Genomic DNA, 16,821 nt, shown 5'->3' with positions numbered 1-16,821 from the left:
TCGCATTTCGCCGCGATCTGCCGCAAGCCGCCTTGAGGGTCGGGCCCGCCGCAGCCATGGTGCAGGCAACCCGTTTCCTGAGAGGCACCATGCCCGAAGCCCCCCGCGCCCGACGCTATTCCGTCTTTGCCATCGCCCGCGAGGCGCTGCGTCAGCACAAGGGCTGGACGCGGGCCTGGGCCAGCGCGGAACCGAAATCACGCTACAAGGTGATCGTGGTCGGTGCGGGCGGGCACGGGCTGGCGACGGCCTATTACCTGGGCAAGAACTTCGGCATCACGGACGTCGCTGTGATCGAGAAGGGCTGGCTGGGCGGCGGCAACACGGGTCGCAACACGACCATCATCCGATCGAACTATCTGCAGGATCCGTCGGCGGCGATCTATGAGAAGTCGCGCAGCCTGTACGAGACCCTGTCCCAGGACCTGAACTACAACATCATGTTCAGCCCGCGCGGGCTGATCATGCTGGCCCAGACCGAGCACGAGATCCGCGGCTACAAGCGCACCGTCTATGCCAACAACCTGCAGGGCGTTCAGACAGAATGGCTGGACCCCCAGCAGCTGAAGGCCAAGGTGCCGATCATCAACCTGGACGGGCCGCGCTATCCGGTGCTGGGCGGCCTCTATCAGGCCCGCGGCGGCACGGCGCGCCATGACGCGGTGGCCTGGGGCTATGCGCGGGCCTGTTCCGACATGGGCATGCACATCATCCAGAATTGCGAGGTGACGGGGGTCGAGACCGAGGGCGGCCAGGTCCGCGCCGTCAACACCTCCAAGGGGCGCATCGGCTGCGACAAGCTGGCGATCGTGGTCGCGGGCCATTCCAGCCAGCTGGCGGCCATGGCCGGGTTCCGCCTGCCCATCGAAAGCGTCGCGCTGCAGGCGCTGGTCAGCGAACCGATCAAGCCCTGCATGGATGTGGTCGTGATGGCCAACACCGTCCACGGCTACATGTCGCAATCCGACAAGGGAGAGATGGTGATCGGCGGCGGCACCGACGGGTTCAACAACTTCACCCAGCGCGGCTCCTGGCAGCATGTCGAGGAAACCGTCCGCGCCCTGATCGAGACCTTCCCGATGATCAGCCGCCTGAAGATGCTGCGCCAATGGGGCGGCATCGTCGACATGACCGGCGACCGGTCCCCGATCCTGTCGTCGACCCCGGTGGGTGGCATCTTCGTGAACTGCGGGTGGGGCACCGGCGGGTTCAAGGCGATCCCCGGTTCCGGCTGGGCGATGGCCGAGCTGGTCGCCAAGGGAACGCCGGGTCCGCTGGCCGCCGATTTCGGGCTGAACCGCTTCCGCGAGGGCCGGTTCATCGACGAATCGGTCGCCGCCGGCGTCGCGCATTAGGCGAGGGCGCGCCGATGTTTTCCCGCGACGGAACCCCGGACGCCATCCGCGAATTGCCTTGCCATGACAGGTCCGACCGAAAGGGTTCATCATGGCTGACCGCAACAACAATGGCCTCTACTTCATCGTCGGCGGCATCGTCGTCGTCGTTGCACTGCTGTTCTTCTTCATGTCAGGCGAACCGACCGGCGTTGCCACGACCGATCCGGTCGAAGGCGACACGACCAACATCAGCGTCGACACGCCGGCGGCCGAACCTGCGGCCGACGCTCCTGCCGTCTCTGTCGAGACCGACAGCCCCGCGGCCGTCGACGCCCCTGCCGAACCGGCAACCCCGGCTCCGGCCAACTGATGCCCTAACGCGCGGGACGGCCCGGCCGTTCTGCGCGACCACGGGGGGGCGGGGGCGGTCAGCCCCCGGCCTGCGTCCGACGGCATGTCGGACAGACAGCACCGCCGGCTTGCGCCGCTGCGGTGCCTTTTCGCATCCGCAACTCTCGCACCCCAAGGAAGCCCGATGCTGATCCTGACCTGTCCCTATTGCGGTGTGAACGCCGAGGAAACCGAACTGCATCCCGGCGGAGAGGCGCACCTGGCCCGCATCGGCCCGAACGGCACCGACGAGGAGTTCGAAAGCTACCTGTTCGCGCGCAAGAACGCCAAGGGCGTGCATTTCGAACGCTGGCGCCATGCCTATGGCTGCGGCAAGTGGTTTTTGGCCGCGCGCTGCACCGCCACGCTGCAGGTTTTCGGCACCTACAGGGCGCAGACGCCCCATCCCCCTGCCCAGATCGTGGAGGCGATCCGCAAGGTCCGCCCCGACTGGACACCCGACTGGACCCCCGCCGAAGGCATCGCCGAATGACCCACACGCCCCCCTTCCGACTGCCCGCCGGTGGCCGCCGCATCGACCGTGCCTGGCAGGTGCCGTTCCGCTTTGACGGCCGCCACCTGCGCGGGCTGACCGGCGACACCATCGCCTCGGCGCTTCTGGCCAACGGCCAGATGCTGATGGGCCGGTCCTTCAAGTATCACCGCCCGCGCGGTCCCCTGGCCTCGGGCGCCGAGGAGCCGAACGCGCTGCTGGGCCTGGGCCAGGGTGGCCGGTTCGAACCAAACCAGCGCGCCACCACCACGCCCCTGACCCACGGCATGGTCACGCGCAGCCAGAACTGCTGGCCCAGCCTGGATGCCGATGTGGGGGCGGTGAACAACTGGCTGTCGCCGGTCCTTCCGGCAGGCTTCTACTACAAGACGTTCATCCATCCGCGCCCCTTCTGGAAGCACCTGTTCGAACCGATCATCCGCCGCAGCGCGGGCCTGGGCCGGGCACCGACCGACCCCGATCCGGACCGCTATGAACAGGCCTACGGCTTTGCCGACACGGTCGTGGTCGGCGGCGGCATCGCGGGCCTGACCGCCGCACGCGACGCGGCACTGGCGGGCGGCACGGTCCTGGTCTTGGAACAGGGCGCCCATTGGGGCGGGCGCACGCCCACCGACCACGACGGTGGACAGGCCGCCATCGATGCGCTGCTGGCCGACCTGCAAGGCCGCGACACCGTCACCCTGCGCCGCAACACCATGGCCACCGGCCTTTACGACCACGGCTATCTGATCGCGCGGGAATCGCTGGCCGATCATGACCCGAACCAGGGCATCCCCCGCCAGCGCCTGTGGCGCATCCGGGCGGGCCGGGTGATCGCCGCGACCGGCGCGCTGGAGCGTCCCTTGTCCTTTGCCTGCAACGACGTGCCGGGCGTGATGCTGGCCAGCGCCGTCCGCGATTTCATCACCGATTACGCCGTGGCGCCGGGGCGGCGCATCGTCGTGGTCACGAACAACGACGACGCTTATCGCACCGCCCTGACGGCCCATGCCGCGGGGCTGGAGGTGCCGGCCATCGTCGATGCCCGACCCACCGCCGACGGGGCGCTGCCCCAGGCTGCGCGGGCTGCGGGCATCACTGTCCTGACCGGCACGGCCGTCGCCAAGGTAAAGGGGGGCAAGCATGTCGAGGGAGTGGTGCTGTGTGACCACCAAGGCGACGGCGCGCCGCGCCAGACCGTCGATTGTGACGTGGTGGCCATGTCGGGCGGCTGGTCGCCGGTCGTGCATCTCTATTCGCATTGCGGCGGCAAGCTGACCTGGGACGAGGCGCAATCGATGTTCCGCCCCGACCCCGACCGCCCGCCCCTGGGTGCGGACGGGCAGGGCAACGTGACCGTCGTGGGGGCCGCCAATGGTGATCTGCACTGCGCCGGCGATCTGGAAAGCCCTGCGGGTGTGACCATGCCTGTCTGGGTCATGCCCGCCCGCGCGCCCTACAAGCTGCGCGCCAAGATGTGGCTGGATTTCCAGAACGACGTGAAGGTCACCGATGTCGAACTGGCCGCCCAGGAGGGCTATGCCAGCGTCGAGCACACCAAGCGCTATACCACGCTTGGCATGGCGACCGACCAGGGTAAGCTGTCCAACATCAACGGCTTGGCGGTGCTGTCCAACGCGCTGAACCAGCCCATCCAGGCGACCGGCACCACCACGTTCCGCCCGCCCTACACGCCGCTGACCCTGGCCACCATCGCGGCCGAGGCCAAGGACGAAGCCTTCCAGCCGCTGCGCAAGACGCCGATCCACGCCTGGCACGACCGCAACGGCGCCAGCTGGGAGCCGGTGGGCCAATGGCGTCGCCCCTATGCCTATCCCCGCGCGACCGAGGATCGCCACGCCGCCGTCAACCGCGAGATCCTGGCGGTGCGGGCGGGCGTCGGCACGCTGGACGCCTCGACCCTGGGCAAGATCATCGTCAAGGGGCCCGATGCCGGGCGGTTCCTGGACATGCTCTATACGAACATGATGTCCACCCTGCCGGTCGGCAAATGCCGCTATGGCCTGATGTGCAACGAGAACGGCTTCCTGATGGATGACGGCGTCGTGGCGCGCCTGTCCGACGACACCTGGCTGTGCCACACCACCACCGGCGGCGCGGACCGCATCCATGGGCACATGGAGGACTGGCTGCAATGCGAATGGTGGGACTGGAAGGTCTATACCGCCAACCTGACCGAACAGTTCGCCCAGATCGCCGTGGCCGGACCCAAGGCCCGCGCCCTGCTGGAACGCCTGCCGGGCAGCATCGATCTGTCGGCCGAGGCGCTGCCCTTCATGCAATGGGCCGAAGGCGACATCGCGGGCATCCCCGCCCGCATCTTCCGCATCAGCTTCTCGGGTGAGCTCAGCTATGAGATCGCGGTGCCCGCCAATCGCGGTCTGGAGCTGTGGGAGCGTCTGCACGAGGTCGGCCGCGATCTGGGCATCACCCCATACGGGACCGAGGCCATGCACGTGATGCGCGCCGAAAAGGGCTTCATCATGATCGGGGACGAGACCGACGGCACCATCATCCCGCAGGATCTGGGGCTGGACTGGGCGATATCCAAAAAGAAGGCCGACTATATCGGCAAGCGCGCCCAACGCCGCAGCCACATGACCGACGGCACCCGCTGGAAGCTGGTGGGGCTGGAGAGCCTGTCCGGCAAGGTCATACCCGACGGCGCCTATGCGGTGGCGGACGGCACGAACGGCAACGGCCAGCGCAAGACCCAGGGGCGCGTCACCTCCAGCTATCACTCGCCGACGCTGGACAAGCCCATCGCGATGGGCCTGGTCCGCCACGGTCCGGCCCGCATGGGGCAGGTCCTGGATTTCCCGATGCCGGACGGTGCGGTGATGCAGGCCCGGATCGTCGATCCGGTCTTCTACGACAAGGAAGGAAGCCGTCAGAATGGCTGAAGCGCTGGCTACCATCACCCCCGTCGCGGGCCTGGGCATGATCACCATCCGGGCCGATCTGGACCGCGCGGGCGACGCCCTGGCCGAGGCCGTGGGCCTGGCCATCCCCGACGCGACCGGCACCGTGACCGACGGCAGCCGCACCCTGGCGTGGATGTCGCCGGACGAGCTGTTGCTGATCCTACCCGCATCGGACCTTTCCGCCGCGCTGTCGGACCTGACGCAGGCGCTGACGGGTGAACACGGGCTTGTGGCCGACGTGTCGGATGCCCGTGCGGTCTTTGACGTGACGGGCCCCCATGCCGCGGACGTGATCGCGAAACTCGCCCCGGTCGATGCCGCGGCCCTGCCGTCGGGCGTCTTGCGCCGCACGCGCATGGCGCAGACCGCCGCAGCCTTCTGGCGGGTGGACGGCGGGTTCCGCGTGATCGGCTTTCGGTCGACGGCGGACTACCTGTCGCTGATCCTGACCAATGCGGCCATGCCGGGCAGCCAGCTGGCACCGCGCTGACCACCTTGGCGCAAGGGGGGATCGGAACCCCGGTCCACCCCTTGCGTTGGTCCCCCGAATGCGCGACCGTTCGCGCCGAGCCGAACCAACCCTTTCGAAAGGACCGCAAAATGGCCTTCACCCTTCCCGATCTTCCCTATTCGCACGATGCCCTGGAAGCCGGCGGCATGTCGCGCGAGACGCTGGAGTATCACCACGACAAGCACCACAACGCCTATGTCACCAAGCTGAACGAGCTGGTGGCCGGGACCGAGTGGGAAGGCAAGTCGCTGGAAGATATCGTCAAGGGCACCTACCAGAAGGGCGCCGTGGCGCAGAACGGCATCTTCAACAATGCCAGCCAGCATTGGAACCACGCCCAGTTCTGGGAGATGATGGGCCCGAACCCCGGCCCGATGCCCGCCAACCTGGAAGCCGCGATCAAGGACAGCTTCGGTTCGGTCGAGGAGTTCAAGAAGAAGTTCGCCGAGGCCGGCGTCGGCCAGTTCGGGTCGGGCTGGGTCTGGCTGGTCAAGAATGCCGACGGCAAGCTGGAGATCACCAAGACCGAAAACGGTGTGAACCCGCTGTGCACCGGTCAGACGGCGCTGCTGGGCTGCGACGTGTGGGAGCACAGCTACTACATCGACTTCCGCAACGCGCGCCCCAAGTACCTGGAGAACTTCCTGGACAAGCTGGTGAACTGGGAGAACGTCGCCTCGCGCATGTGAGGTCGGACGCATCGATCGAAAGGCCCGCCCCTTGTGGCGGGCCTTTTGCGTGGCGCCCGCGCCGGCATTGGCATTTCCGTCCATCGCGGTATAAGACCACGGGAACACAGGACAGATCGGCAGGGCGGGCATGGCCAACCAGAGCGACACCTTCATCGACGAAGTCACCGAAGAGCTGCGGCGCGACCGCCTGTACGGGGCGATGCGCCGTTACGGCTGGATCGTGGTCCTGGTGATCGTGGCGGTGGTCGGATTCACCGCCTGGCGCGAATACAGCGCCGCCCAGGATCGCGCCGCGGCGCAGGCCTGGGGCGATGCGATCCTGGCGGCCGAGGCCGAGAACGACCCCGCCGCCATTCTGGCCGTCGATCCGCGCGGCTCGGCCGGGCGGCAGGCGCTGACCGGGCTGCTGGCCGCGGGCGCGCAGACCGATCCCGATGCCCGCGCACAGGCGCTGCAGGGCGTGGCCGATGCCCAGCCCGACAGCGTGCTGGGAGAGCTGGCGCAGCTGAAGCTGGTGATGGCACAGGGCGCAGAGATGGATGCGGCCGAACGCGACGCCATCCTGACCCGCCTGTCGCGCGCCGGTGCGCCGTTCGAGCTGCTGGCGCTGGAACAGAAGGCCGTGGCCCTGATCGGTGCCGGGCGCCCCGAGGATGCGATCACCCTGATCCGCCAGATCCAGGACAAGGACGGCCTGACCGAGGCCTTGCGTCGTCGCCTGTCCGAGATGATGATCGCCCTGGGCGAGACGCCCGAACCGACCGAATAACGGACTGAGAGACAGGGATGACCGCCATGCTGCGACTGACCTTGGCGATGGCCGCCGGACTGGGACTTGCCGGCTGCGGCGACCGCGAAATCATCCTGCCCGGAGAGCGCCTGGACCCCCTGGCCGTCATCTCGGCCGACGGTCCCGCGGTCGAGGGCGCGGCGGGCATCACCGGCACCGCGCTGTCCCTGTCCGCCCCGGTCACCAACGGCGAATGGACCCATCGCGGCGGCAACGCCGCCCATGCGCCGGGCCATCTGGCCCTGGGCGCGGGCGGCACGGCCCTGTGGTCCGCATCCATCGGCCAGGGTGAAACCCGTCGTCACCGCATCACCGCCGACCCCGTCGTGGCGGCGGGCCGGGTCTTTACCCTGGACAGCCGAGCCCGCGTCACCGCGACCGCGCTGAACGGCGGGCGCGCCTGGTCCACCGACGTGACGCCCGCGCTGGAGAATGTCGACAGCGCCTCGGGCGGCGGTCTGGCCTATGAGGGCGGGCGCGTCTTCGTCACCACCGGTTTCGGCGAACTGGTCGCGCTGGACGCGGCCAGCGGCGCCGTGCTGTGGCGCCAGCGGGTCGAGGCCTCTATCGGCGGCGGCCCGGCCGTGCAGGACGGCGKGGTCTATGTCGCGGCCCGGAACGCCGTGGGTTGGGCCGTGCGCGCCAGCGACGGGCGCGTGCTGTGGCAGGCGGCAGGCACGCCGTCGGGGTCGGGCGTCATGGGCGTGTCGGTCCCGGCCGTGCAGGGCGACACGGTGGTGTTCCCGTTCTCGTCGGGGCAGATCGTGGCGGTGGACCGCCAGTCGGGCCTGACCAACTGGACGTCGCAGATCGCGGGCACCCGTCCCGGACGCGCCATCGCGGTGGTCCGTGACGTGACCGGCGATCCGGTGATCGCGGGCGGGCGCGTCTATTCGGGCACCTCTTCCGGCCGCATCAGCGCGGTCGAACTGTCGACCGGCCTGAACGACTGGACCGCGGACGAGGGCGCCAACAGCCCGGTCGTCGTCGCGGGCGGGTCGGTCTTTGCCGTGAACGACCAGGCCCAGCTGGTCCGGCTGGATGCGGCGACGGGCGGCGTCGTCTGGCGCCAGCCCCTGCCGTATTACACCACGCAGCGCGTGCGGCGTCAGGATGCGGTCCACGCGCATTATGGTCCCGTGCTGGCCGGGGGGCGGTTGCATATCGCCTCCAGCGATGGCATGTTGCGCAGCTTCGATCCCGCCTCCGGCGCGCTGGTCGGTCAGGTGGCGATCCCCGGTGGGGCGGCATCGGCCCCGGTGGTCGCCGGTCAAACCCTTTACGTCGTTGCGCGCAACGGCCAGTTGCATGCGTTCAGATGACATTCACCCTTGCGATCGTCGGGCGGCCCAATGTGGGCAAGTCCACCCTGTTCAACCGTCTGGTTGGCAAGAAACTTGCGCTGGTCGATGACCAGCCCGGCGTGACCCGCGACATCCGCGAGGGCGCGGGCCGCCTTGGCGACCTGCGCTTTGTCGTGATCGACAGCGCGGGCCTGGAGATGGCCGAGGATGACAGCCTTCAGGGGCGCATGCGCCGCCTGACCGAACGCGCCGTTGACGAGGCCGACATCTGCCTGTTCGTCGTCGATGCGCGCATCGGCATCACCGCGGCCGACGAGTATTTCGCCGAGATCCTGCGCCGCCGCGCCAAGCACGTCATCGTCGCCGCCAACAAGTCCGAGGGCCGCGCCGGAGAGGCGGGGGCCATGGAGGCCTACGCTCTGGGTCTGGGTGAGCCCCTGCGCATCTCGGCCGAGCATGGCGAGGGGATGGACGACCTTTACGGCGTGCTGATGCCCTTGGCCGACAGGATCGAGGCCGAGCGTCCCGCCCCGATCGAGGCCGTGACCGACCTGGACTTGTCCGAGGAGGACGCCGAATCGGGCGAGGGTTCCGAGGACTGGCGCCCGTCCGAGGCCCGTCCCCTGCAGATCGCCGTGATCGGCCGCCCCAATGCGGGCAAGTCGACGCTGATCAACAAGATCCTGGGGCAGGACCGCCTGCTGACCGGCCCCGAGGCCGGGATCACCCGCGATTCGATCAGCGTGACCACGAACTTCATGGGCACGCCCATGCGCATCTTCGACACGGCCGGCATGCGCAAGCGCGCCCGCGTGACCGAGAAGCTGGAGAAGCTGTCGGTGGCCGACGGCCTGCGGGCCGTGCGCTTTGCCGAGGTCGTCGTCGTCCTGCTGGACGTCGAGATCCCCTTCGAGACCCAGGACCTGCGCATCGCCGATTTCGCCGAGACCGAGGGGCGGGCCGTCGTCATTGCCGTGAACAAGTGGGACACCGAGGACGACAAGTCCCACAAGCTGAACGAGATGCGCGCCAGTTTCGAAAAGCTGCTGCCGCAGCTGCGCGGCGCGCCGCTGATCACCGTGTCGGCCAAGACCGGCAAGGGGCTGGACCGCCTGCACAACGCCGTCATCAAGGCGCACGAGGTCTGGAACCGCCGCGTGCCGACCGCCCGCCTGAATCAGTGGCTGGGTGCGATGACCGAAAGCCATCCGCCCCCGGCCCCCGGCGGCCGCCGCATCCGCCTGCGCTACATGACGCAGGTCAAGACGCGTCCGCCTGCGTTCATCGTGAAATCGACCCATACCGACCAGATACCCACCAGCTATCAGCGGTATCTGATCAACGGGCTGCGGACCGATTTCGACATGCCCGGCACGCCGATCCGCCTGTTCTTCCGCGATCAGGGCGGCGAGAACCCCTACAAGGCCAAGGCTACCAAGATCGTGCAGTCAGGTGCGCTGTCCAAGCACAAGCATCGCCAGAAACCCAAGGGCAGCTGACCCGGCTCAGCTGGCCGCGCGGATCAGCACTGTGGCCATCGCGCTGATCCCGATGATCGCGGCCAGCGCGATCATTGGATCGCTGCCCATGGTCGAGATGGCCAGCCCACAGAATGCCCAGATCAGCGCCACGGAATAGCCCACGCTTGGGCCGATCCACATCTGCGCGGCCATGCCGAGGGCCGCGGCGGGCAGGATCGCCACGGCCGACACGATCTGCGCGGACAGGCCGAACTGCACGGCGGTCAGCTCCGCCAGCGCGGCCGAGGCCMGGGCGGTGGCCCATCCGGCCAGAAACCCGATCGCGGGGCGGTGCCGACCTGCCGCGCGCCGGGCACCCACCGTGGCGGCGACGGCCCCGGCCACGGAGGCCAGGGTCAGCACGCCCGAATTGTCGATCAGCAGCGGCCAGACCGATGCCAGGACCAGCGCGCCCAGCAGCATCGGCCACACGCGCGGTCGGCCCGCACGGATCGGCTCGTCATCAGACGGGTCGATCCATTGCCCGACCGCATCCAGCATCACCATCATCCAGACGGCGATCAGCAGCATCCACATCAGCAGGTTGTCGGGGTTCAGGTACAGATGGGGAATGGCGATGCTGGTCGGCGCGACGGGCGGCAGCAGCGGCGCCGCCAGACGCGCCGCGTCCGTGATGATGCGCGCATCGGGCTGCATCGCGAAGATCACGCCGCAGATCACGAAGATCGCGGCGACCACCAGATGCAAGACTGAACCGATCCGTGTCATGCAGGCCAACGCGCGCCGGCCTGCGGCAGTTTCGCGCCGTCCGCAATCGGGGTGTCAGGCCAGCGATCCCTGGGCGGTCAGCGTGGTCGCGCCCTTCAGATAGGGGTGCAGGACCGCGGGCAGGCGGACCGATCCGTCGGCCTGCTGGCCGTTTTCCAGCACCGCGATCAGCGCGCGCCCGACGGCCAGGCCGGACCCGTTCAGGGTGTGCACGAATTCCGGCTTGCCCCCGCCTGCCGGGCGATAGCGCGCGTTCATCCGCCGTCCCTGATAGTCGCCGCAATAGCTGACGCTGCTGATCTCGCGATAGCGGTCCTGTCCCGGCAGCCAGACCTCCAGGTCGTGGGTGATGCGCGCGCCCGCGCCCATGTCGCCGGTGCACAGGATCATCGTGCGATAGGGCAGCTCCAGCGCCTCCAGCACGGCCTCGGCGCAGCGGGTCATGCGGTCATGTTCGGCCAGACCGGTATCGGCGTCGGTGATCGACACCATCTCGACCTTCTCGAACTGGTGCTGGCGCAGCATGCCGGTGGTGTCGCGGCCCGCGCTGCCTGCCTCGGATCGGAAGCACTGGCTGTGCGCGACCATGCGGCGGGGCAGGGCGGCCTGGTCCAGCAGGTCGCCGTTCACGGTGTTCGTCAGCGTCACCTCGGATGTGGGGATCAGCCAGTACCCTTCGCGGGTCAGATAGCTGTCCTCTCCGAACTTGGGCAGCTGGCCGGTGCCCAGCATCATCTGTTCCAGCACCAGGACGGGGGTCCAGGTCTCCTCCAGCCCGTGCTGGTCGACATGCAGGTCGACCATGAACTGTGCCAGCGCGCGATGGATGCGCGCGACCGCCCCCTTCAGCACGACGAAGCGGCTGCCGGACAGCTTGGCGCCGGTCTGGAAATCCATGCCCGGCACGACGCCGGCGATCTGGAAATGCTCGACCGGGGCGAAGTCCAGTGCCGCAGGCGTGCCCCACCGGCGCAGCTCGACATTGTCGTCCTCGTCCCGGCCCTCGGGGACACGGTCCAGCGGCAGGTTCGGAATACCCAGCAGCAGATCGCGCAGCTGCGCGTCCAGATCGGCGGCCTCTGCCTGCATGCGGGCGATGTCGGCCTTGGTCGTGGCGACCAGCGCGCGCAGACGCTCGAACTCGGCGTCGTCGCCCCGCGCCTTGGCGGCGCCCACGTCCTTGCTGGCCTTGTTCTGGTCCGCCTGCGCGGTCTCGGCGGCGGCGATGCGACCGCGGCGGGCCTCGTCCAGCGACAGGATCTGCGCGGTCAGGCCGGTCAGCCCGCGGCGGTTCAGCGCCGCCTCGAAGGCATCGGGATTGTCACGGATCGCACGGATGTCATGCATGGCGGCACCTTCGCAAATTGTCTGGGTGCCTGACTAGCGCATGCCGACTGCGACAGAAAGCCCGGCCCGCCGCCACCGCGGGAATATCACGCGCCCAGTGTCAGTCCCGCACCGCGCATCATCTCCTCCAGCACGGGATAGAAATAGCGCTGGCCGACATAACCCTCGATCCGGCCCGCCTCGGATCCATCCGACAGCAGCACGAAGGTGGGCGTGATCCAGGGTCGCCGCGCCAGTGCCAGCCCATCGGGATAGGGGCCATCCACGTCGACATGCAGGATCGGCGCGGCCCGCCCCGCGGCCGAGGCCGCATAGCCCGGCCCGATCTGCGCATGCCAGGCGCGGCAATGGTGGCAGGCGGGCGATTCGACCATCATCAGCCGCCAGCCCGACGGCGGCGCACCCCGCACCCCCAGGGGCAGCATCACGACCGCGGCGCCCATCAGGACGGTGCGGCGGGACAGGATGGGCATGACGGGACCTCCACGCGGGATGGCGCCCCCTGGTGGAATCGGGCCGCCCCGACCACCGCGACCGCGCAGGCCGCCTGATCGCGGCGCTGCCCGACAGCACGGCCCTGCGGATCGGCCTGTCGGGCACGCCGGGGGTGGGCAAGTCGACCTTCATCGAGGCGTTCGGCACGATGCTGACCGAACAGGGGCTGCGCGTCGCGGTGCTGGCGGTCGATCCGTCCTCGACCCGGTCGGGCGGTTCGATCCTGGGGGACAAGACGCGGATGGAGCTTCTGTCGCGCAACCCCCGCGCCTATGTCCGGCCCAGCCCGTCCAGCGCCCATCTGGGCGGCGTCGCCCGCCGCACGCGCGAGGCGATCCGCCTGTGCGAGGCCGCGGGCCACGACGTCGTCCTGATCGAGACGGTGGGCGTCGGCCAGTCCGAAACCCTGGTCGCACAGATGTCGGACCTGTTCATCCTGCTGCTGGCGCCTGCGGGCGGCGATGAATTGCAGGGGGTCAAGCGCGGCATCATGGAGATGGCCGACCTGATTCTGGTGAACAAGGCCGATGGCGACCTGCTGTCGCCCGCGCGCCGGACGGTGGCCGATTACGCGGGCGCGCTGCGCCTGCTGCGCAAGCGCCCGCAGGATCCCGACGGCTTTCCCAAGGCCATGCCGGTCAGCGCGACCACCGGCGCGGGCCTGCCCGAGGCCTGGTCCTGCATGCGCCATCTGGCCGACTGGCGCCGCGATGCCGGTCATTTCGACCGCATCCGGGCCGAACAGGCGCGCGACTGGTTCATGGCCGAACTGCAGGGTGGGCTGCTGGCGCAGCTGGACGCCCCGGACGCCCGCGCGCGCATCAGTGATCTGGGCGCCCGTGTCACCCAAGGCGCGCTGCCCCCGGTCGAGGCGGCGCGCCAGATGCTGGACTGGTTGCGGCAGCCGCGATGAAATGCCCGAAAACGCGCCCCGCCCTGTCCGCGAATCGGCTAGACCGGTCCGCACAGGAGGGGGCGATGCCGGACCATGACGATCTGTATGCCGCGCTGCTGGCGCGCGATCCGGGATATGACGGGCGGGCGCTGGTCGGCGTCACCTCGACCGGGATCTTTTGCCGGCTGAGCTGCCCGGCGCGCAAGCCGCGGCGCGACAACTGCCGCTGGTTCGCGGATGCCGCCGCCGCGCGGGCCGCGGGGTTCCGCCCCTGCCTGCGCTGCCGTCCCGAAGGGCAGGTGCCGACGCTGGTCGCCACGTTGGGTGCGGCGCTGGCCGCCGACCCCGCCCACCGCTGGTCCGAGGCGGAGCTGACCGCCCTGGGGCACGACCCCTCGACCGTGCGGCGGCTGTTCCGCCAGCATCTGGGCACCAGCTTTCTGCAGCTGGCGCGCGCGGCACGGCTGCGCGCGGGCCTGACCACATTGACGCAAGGAGGCAGGATGATCGACGCACAGCTGGACGCGGGGTTCGATTCGGCATCGGGGTTCCGGCAGGCCTTTACACGCCTGTTCGGGCATGCCCCGCACCAGATGCGGGGGGCCGCGGACCTGCGCGCGGACTGGATCGATACGCCCCTGGGCGGGATGATCGCCATCGCCGATGACGACGCCCTGCACCTGCTGGAATTCACCGACCGCAAGGCGCTGCCCCAGGGGCTGCGGCGGCTGTCGGTGATGGCGGGGGGGCGAATCGGGCTGGGCCGCACCGCGGTGACCGACCGGGCCGAGGCCGCTTTGGCCCGGTTCTTCGCGGGCAGCGACGGGCGGCTGGACCTGCCGGTGCGCCTGCGCGGCACGCCGTTCCAGACCCGCGTCTGGCAGGAACTGCAGGCGATTCCCGCGGGCCGGACGCGCAGCTATGCCCAGCTTGCGGCGGCCATCGGCCATCCCACCGCCGTCCGCGCGGTCGCGGCGGCCAATGGGGCGAACCGGCTGGCGCTGGTCGTGCCCTGTCACCGGGTCATCGGCACAGATGGCACCATGACCGGATATGCGGGCGGCCTGTGGCGCAAGGAGCGCCTGATCGCGCTGGAGCGCGGCTATGGAATCACCTGACAAGGCTTGACGACGCGCCCCTCATGCGGTAGCCACCCGCGAACGGAATTCCGGGCGCTGCCTCGCGGCGCCTTTTCACATTGGGACGGACCCCCCGCCCGCACAGCTGAGACGAAGGAACACACCATGTCGCGCGTCTGCGAACTGACCGGCAAAGGCCCGATGAGCGGTAACAATGTCAGCCATGCCAACAACAAGACCCGTCGCCGGTTCCTGCCGAACCTGAACGAGGTCACGCTGCTGTCCGAAAAGCTGGGCCGCGGCTACTCGCTGCGCATCTCGGCCGCGGCGCTGCGTTCGGTCGATCACCGTGGCGGCCTGGACGCCTTCCTGGCCAAAGCCAAGGACACCGACCTCTCGGACCGCGCCCAGAAGATCAAGCGCGACCTGGTCAAGGCCGAATCGGCTGCCGCGACCGCCTGATCCGATGATCGTCGGATGATGCATGGCCCTGCCGTTCCGGCGGGGCTTTTGCATGTCCGGAACCCCGGCCCGTGCGGTGCGGCCTGTGCGCGCCCCGGCCCCATCCAAGGACCTTGCCGAATGAAACTGTCGATCCTGGCCGCCGTCGCGGTGCTGTCCCCGGTGGCCGCCCTTGCCCATGACGGCATGCACGCCAACGACGCCTATGCGCGCAGCACCAACCCCAAGGTGGGCGCGGTCTTCATGCAGCTGGAAAACCACCGTCAGGTCGCCTGCACCCTGCAGGGCGTGTCGTCCGACGCGGCCGAGCGGGTCGAGCTGCACACCCATGTCGAGGAAGGCGGCGTCATGAAGATGACCCGGATCGAGGACGGGATCGCCGTCGCCGCCGGTCAGACCCACGCCCTGAACCGCGGCGGCGACCACATCATGATGCTGGGCCTGGCCGAACCGCTGGCCGATGGCGACACGCTGACCCTGTCGATGGATTTCGGCGATTGCGGCACCGAGGAGGTGCAGGTCGTCGTCGACAACCAGCGCGAGGATGCCGCCCCCGCCGATCACGACCACGGCGACCATCAGGGCCACTGAGGCCCCTCAGGCCGCCCGTTCGACCAGCTGGGCGGCCACCGGACCCAGGTGCCGGACGATCAGCGCCACCCCCTGCGCCGACGGGTGAACCCCGTCCCGCAGCAGCAGGGGCGCCCGATCGGTCGCGGGCACCTGTGCCAGCGGCGCATACAGATCCTGCAGCAGCAGCGCGCCGTGGCGTTCGGCCAAACGCGGCCAGATCCCGCTCCAGGCGCGGCGCCAGTCGGGCTGGCCCGCCGGGGCGTGGATGCCGACCAGCAGCAGGGGCCGCCCGCCGCTGCCCGCGGTCTGCAGGATCGCGTCCAGGTTCGCCTCGGCATCTGCGGGCTGCCAGCGGCGCAGCATGTCGTTGCCGCCCAGCTCGACCATGACGGCATCGGGGCGGTGGCGGCGCATCGACAGCTCGATCCGCACGCGGCCGCCATAGGTCGTGTCCCCCGACAGCCCCGCATCGATCAGGTCCGCCGGGCGCCCCGCATCGGCCAGCCAGGCCGACAGCTGCGGGACCAGCCCCTCGGTCGGGCCAAGGCCGAAACCGGCGGTCAGGCTGTCGCCAAAGCACAGGATGCGCGGCAGCGCCTGTGCCTGGGCGGGGCGGACCAGCGTGGCGGCGGCGGCGGCGGTCAGTAGGTGGCGGCGGGTCAGGATCATGCGGCAGTCCTCAGGCGCAGGGCATTGGTCACCACGAAGACCGAGGACAGCGCCATCGCGCCGGCCCCCAGCATGGGCGACAGTTGCGGCCCACCAAAGGGCACCAGCGCGCCCATGGCAACCGGGATCAGCGCGGCATTGTAGGCGAATGCCCAGAACAGGTTCTGGCGGATGTTGCGCATCACGGCGCGCGACAGGCGGATCGCGCGGGCGACGCCCTGCGGATCGCCCGCCATCAGCACCGCATCGGCGGCCTCGATGGCGATATCGGTCCCGGTGCCGATGGCGATGCCCGTGTCGGCGGCGGCCAGCGCCGGCGCATCGTTTATGCCGTCGCCCACGAAGACGCTGCCCGGCCCCATCGCGCGGATCGCCGTCAGCTTGTCATCGGGGGTCAGCCCGCCCTGCGCCCGGTCGATGCCAAGCCGCGCGCCCATGGCCTGCGCGGTGGCGGGGAGGTCGCCCGACAGCATCTGGGTCCGCAGGCCCATGTCGCGCAGGGCGGCAATGGCCGCGGCGGATTCCGGTCGTTCGGGATCGGCCAGCGCGAATGTCGCCACGTGGCGGCCGTCGGCGGCCAGATGCAC

The 16,821-nt window shown here is 69.5% G+C and carries 17 protein-coding genes and 1 pseudogene; 13 read left to right on the top strand and 5 right to left on the bottom strand.

Annotated elements, in window-relative coordinates:
• Window positions 1–89: 89 nt before the first annotated feature.
• The 9 genes from GBO37_RS05160 (at window position 90) to der (ending at window position 9,964) form a co-directional block, all read left to right on the top strand.
• On the top strand, window positions 90–1,355 hold the full coding sequence (locus GBO37_RS05160) for a sarcosine oxidase subunit beta family protein (protein WP_252927621.1): 1,266 nt from the start codon (window positions 90–92) through the stop codon (window positions 1,353–1,355).
• Between the two features lie 91 nt (window positions 1,356–1,446).
• Window positions 1,447–1,707, top strand: coding sequence for a hypothetical protein (locus GBO37_RS05155; protein WP_046001296.1), 261 nt, complete (start codon window positions 1,447–1,449; stop codon window positions 1,705–1,707).
• Between the two features lie 165 nt (window positions 1,708–1,872).
• Entirely contained in the window at window positions 1,873–2,220 is a 348-nt protein-coding gene (locus tag GBO37_RS05150; RefSeq protein ID WP_046001297.1) for a sarcosine oxidase subunit delta, read from the top strand.
• The gene (locus tag GBO37_RS05145) at window positions 2,217–5,147 is read left to right on the top strand and encodes a sarcosine oxidase subunit alpha family protein (RefSeq protein ID WP_252927618.1); all 2,931 of its coding nucleotides are present in this window, start codon (window positions 2,217–2,219) and stop codon (window positions 5,145–5,147) included. Before GBO37_RS05150 ends, GBO37_RS05145 begins: the two co-directional genes overlap by 4 nt.
• Entirely contained in the window at window positions 5,140–5,658 is a 519-nt protein-coding gene (locus GBO37_RS05140; RefSeq protein ID WP_252927616.1) for a sarcosine oxidase subunit gamma, read from the top strand. The genes GBO37_RS05145 and GBO37_RS05140 overlap by 8 nt, the downstream gene beginning before the upstream one ends.
• A gap of 110 nt (window positions 5,659–5,768) precedes the next feature.
• The gene (locus GBO37_RS05135; protein WP_045983614.1) at window positions 5,769–6,368 is read left to right on the top strand and encodes a superoxide dismutase; all 600 of its coding nucleotides are present in this window, start codon (window positions 5,769–5,771) and stop codon (window positions 6,366–6,368) included.
• Between the two features lie 130 nt (window positions 6,369–6,498).
• Complete coding sequence (locus tag GBO37_RS05130) at window positions 6,499–7,140, top strand: tetratricopeptide repeat protein (RefSeq protein ID WP_252927614.1); 642 nt, start codon at window positions 6,499–6,501, stop codon at window positions 7,138–7,140.
• 26 nt (window positions 7,141–7,166) lie between these two features.
• Window positions 7,167–8,483: a PQQ-binding-like beta-propeller repeat protein gene (locus tag GBO37_RS05125; RefSeq protein ID WP_252927612.1), complete on the top strand. Its 1,317-nt coding sequence runs from the start codon at window positions 7,167–7,169 to the stop codon at window positions 8,481–8,483.
• Window positions 8,480–9,964 (top strand): ribosome biogenesis GTPase Der, encoded by a 1,485-nt coding sequence (gene der, locus GBO37_RS05120; protein ID WP_046001301.1) that lies wholly within the window; start codon window positions 8,480–8,482, stop codon window positions 9,962–9,964. The genes GBO37_RS05125 and der overlap by 4 nt, the downstream gene beginning before the upstream one ends.
• Before the next feature lie 6 nt (window positions 9,965–9,970).
• Here der and GBO37_RS05115 read toward each other — a convergent pair whose 3' ends face one another.
• The 3 genes from GBO37_RS05115 to GBO37_RS05105 all read right to left on the bottom strand — a co-directional run bounded on the left by GBO37_RS05115 (window position 9,971) and on the right by GBO37_RS05105 (window position 12,534).
• Window positions 9,971–10,714, bottom strand: coding sequence for a hypothetical protein (locus GBO37_RS05115; RefSeq protein WP_252927610.1), 744 nt, complete (start codon window positions 10,712–10,714; stop codon window positions 9,971–9,973).
• Between the two features lie 54 nt (window positions 10,715–10,768).
• Entirely contained in the window at window positions 10,769–12,061 is a 1,293-nt protein-coding gene (serS, locus tag GBO37_RS05110; protein ID WP_252927608.1) for a serine--tRNA ligase, read from the bottom strand.
• Between the two features lie 86 nt (window positions 12,062–12,147).
• The gene (locus GBO37_RS05105) at window positions 12,148–12,534 is read right to left on the bottom strand and encodes a SoxS protein (RefSeq protein ID WP_252927605.1); all 387 of its coding nucleotides are present in this window, start codon (window positions 12,532–12,534) and stop codon (window positions 12,148–12,150) included.
• A gap of 29 nt (window positions 12,535–12,563) precedes the next feature.
• Between GBO37_RS05105 and meaB the strand changes: the two are divergent.
• The 4 genes and pseudogenes from meaB to GBO37_RS05085 all read left to right on the top strand — a co-directional run.
• Window positions 12,564–13,469, top strand: a pseudogene (gene meaB, locus GBO37_RS05100) (methylmalonyl Co-A mutase-associated GTPase MeaB); the annotation flags it as partial.
• A gap of 65 nt (window positions 13,470–13,534) precedes the next feature.
• The gene (locus tag GBO37_RS05095) at window positions 13,535–14,569 is read left to right on the top strand and encodes a bifunctional transcriptional activator/DNA repair enzyme AdaA (RefSeq protein ID WP_252927603.1); all 1,035 of its coding nucleotides are present in this window, start codon (window positions 13,535–13,537) and stop codon (window positions 14,567–14,569) included.
• A 126-nt stretch (window positions 14,570–14,695) separates the two neighbouring features.
• Complete coding sequence (rpmB, locus tag GBO37_RS05090) at window positions 14,696–14,992, top strand: 50S ribosomal protein L28 (protein ID WP_252927601.1); 297 nt, start codon at window positions 14,696–14,698, stop codon at window positions 14,990–14,992.
• A gap of 120 nt (window positions 14,993–15,112) precedes the next feature.
• On the top strand, window positions 15,113–15,583 hold the full coding sequence (locus GBO37_RS05085) for a copper chaperone PCu(A)C (RefSeq protein WP_045984182.1): 471 nt from the start codon (window positions 15,113–15,115) through the stop codon (window positions 15,581–15,583).
• Between the two features lie 6 nt (window positions 15,584–15,589).
• On the opposite strand, the gene GBO37_RS05080 is transcribed toward GBO37_RS05085, so the two are convergent.
• Together GBO37_RS05080 and GBO37_RS05075 are read right to left on the bottom strand one after the other, a co-directional pair.
• Window positions 15,590–16,234: an arylesterase gene (locus tag GBO37_RS05080; RefSeq protein WP_148910945.1), complete on the bottom strand. Its 645-nt coding sequence runs from the start codon at window positions 16,232–16,234 to the stop codon at window positions 15,590–15,592.
• Window positions 16,231–16,821, bottom strand: a 591-nt coding sequence (locus tag GBO37_RS05075) for an HAD-IC family P-type ATPase (protein ID WP_252927600.1), incomplete at its 5' end; no start/stop codon positions are given. The genes GBO37_RS05080 and GBO37_RS05075, both read right to left, overlap by 4 nt.

This window comes from Paracoccus sp. 08 (assembly GCF_024105395.1).
In the GTDB taxonomy this organism is placed as follows: domain Bacteria; phylum Pseudomonadota; class Alphaproteobacteria; order Rhodobacterales; family Rhodobacteraceae; genus Paracoccus; species Paracoccus marcusii.
The sequence above is the reverse complement of the archived record's forward strand: the minus strand, read 5'-3'. Positions and strand labels throughout refer to the sequence as shown.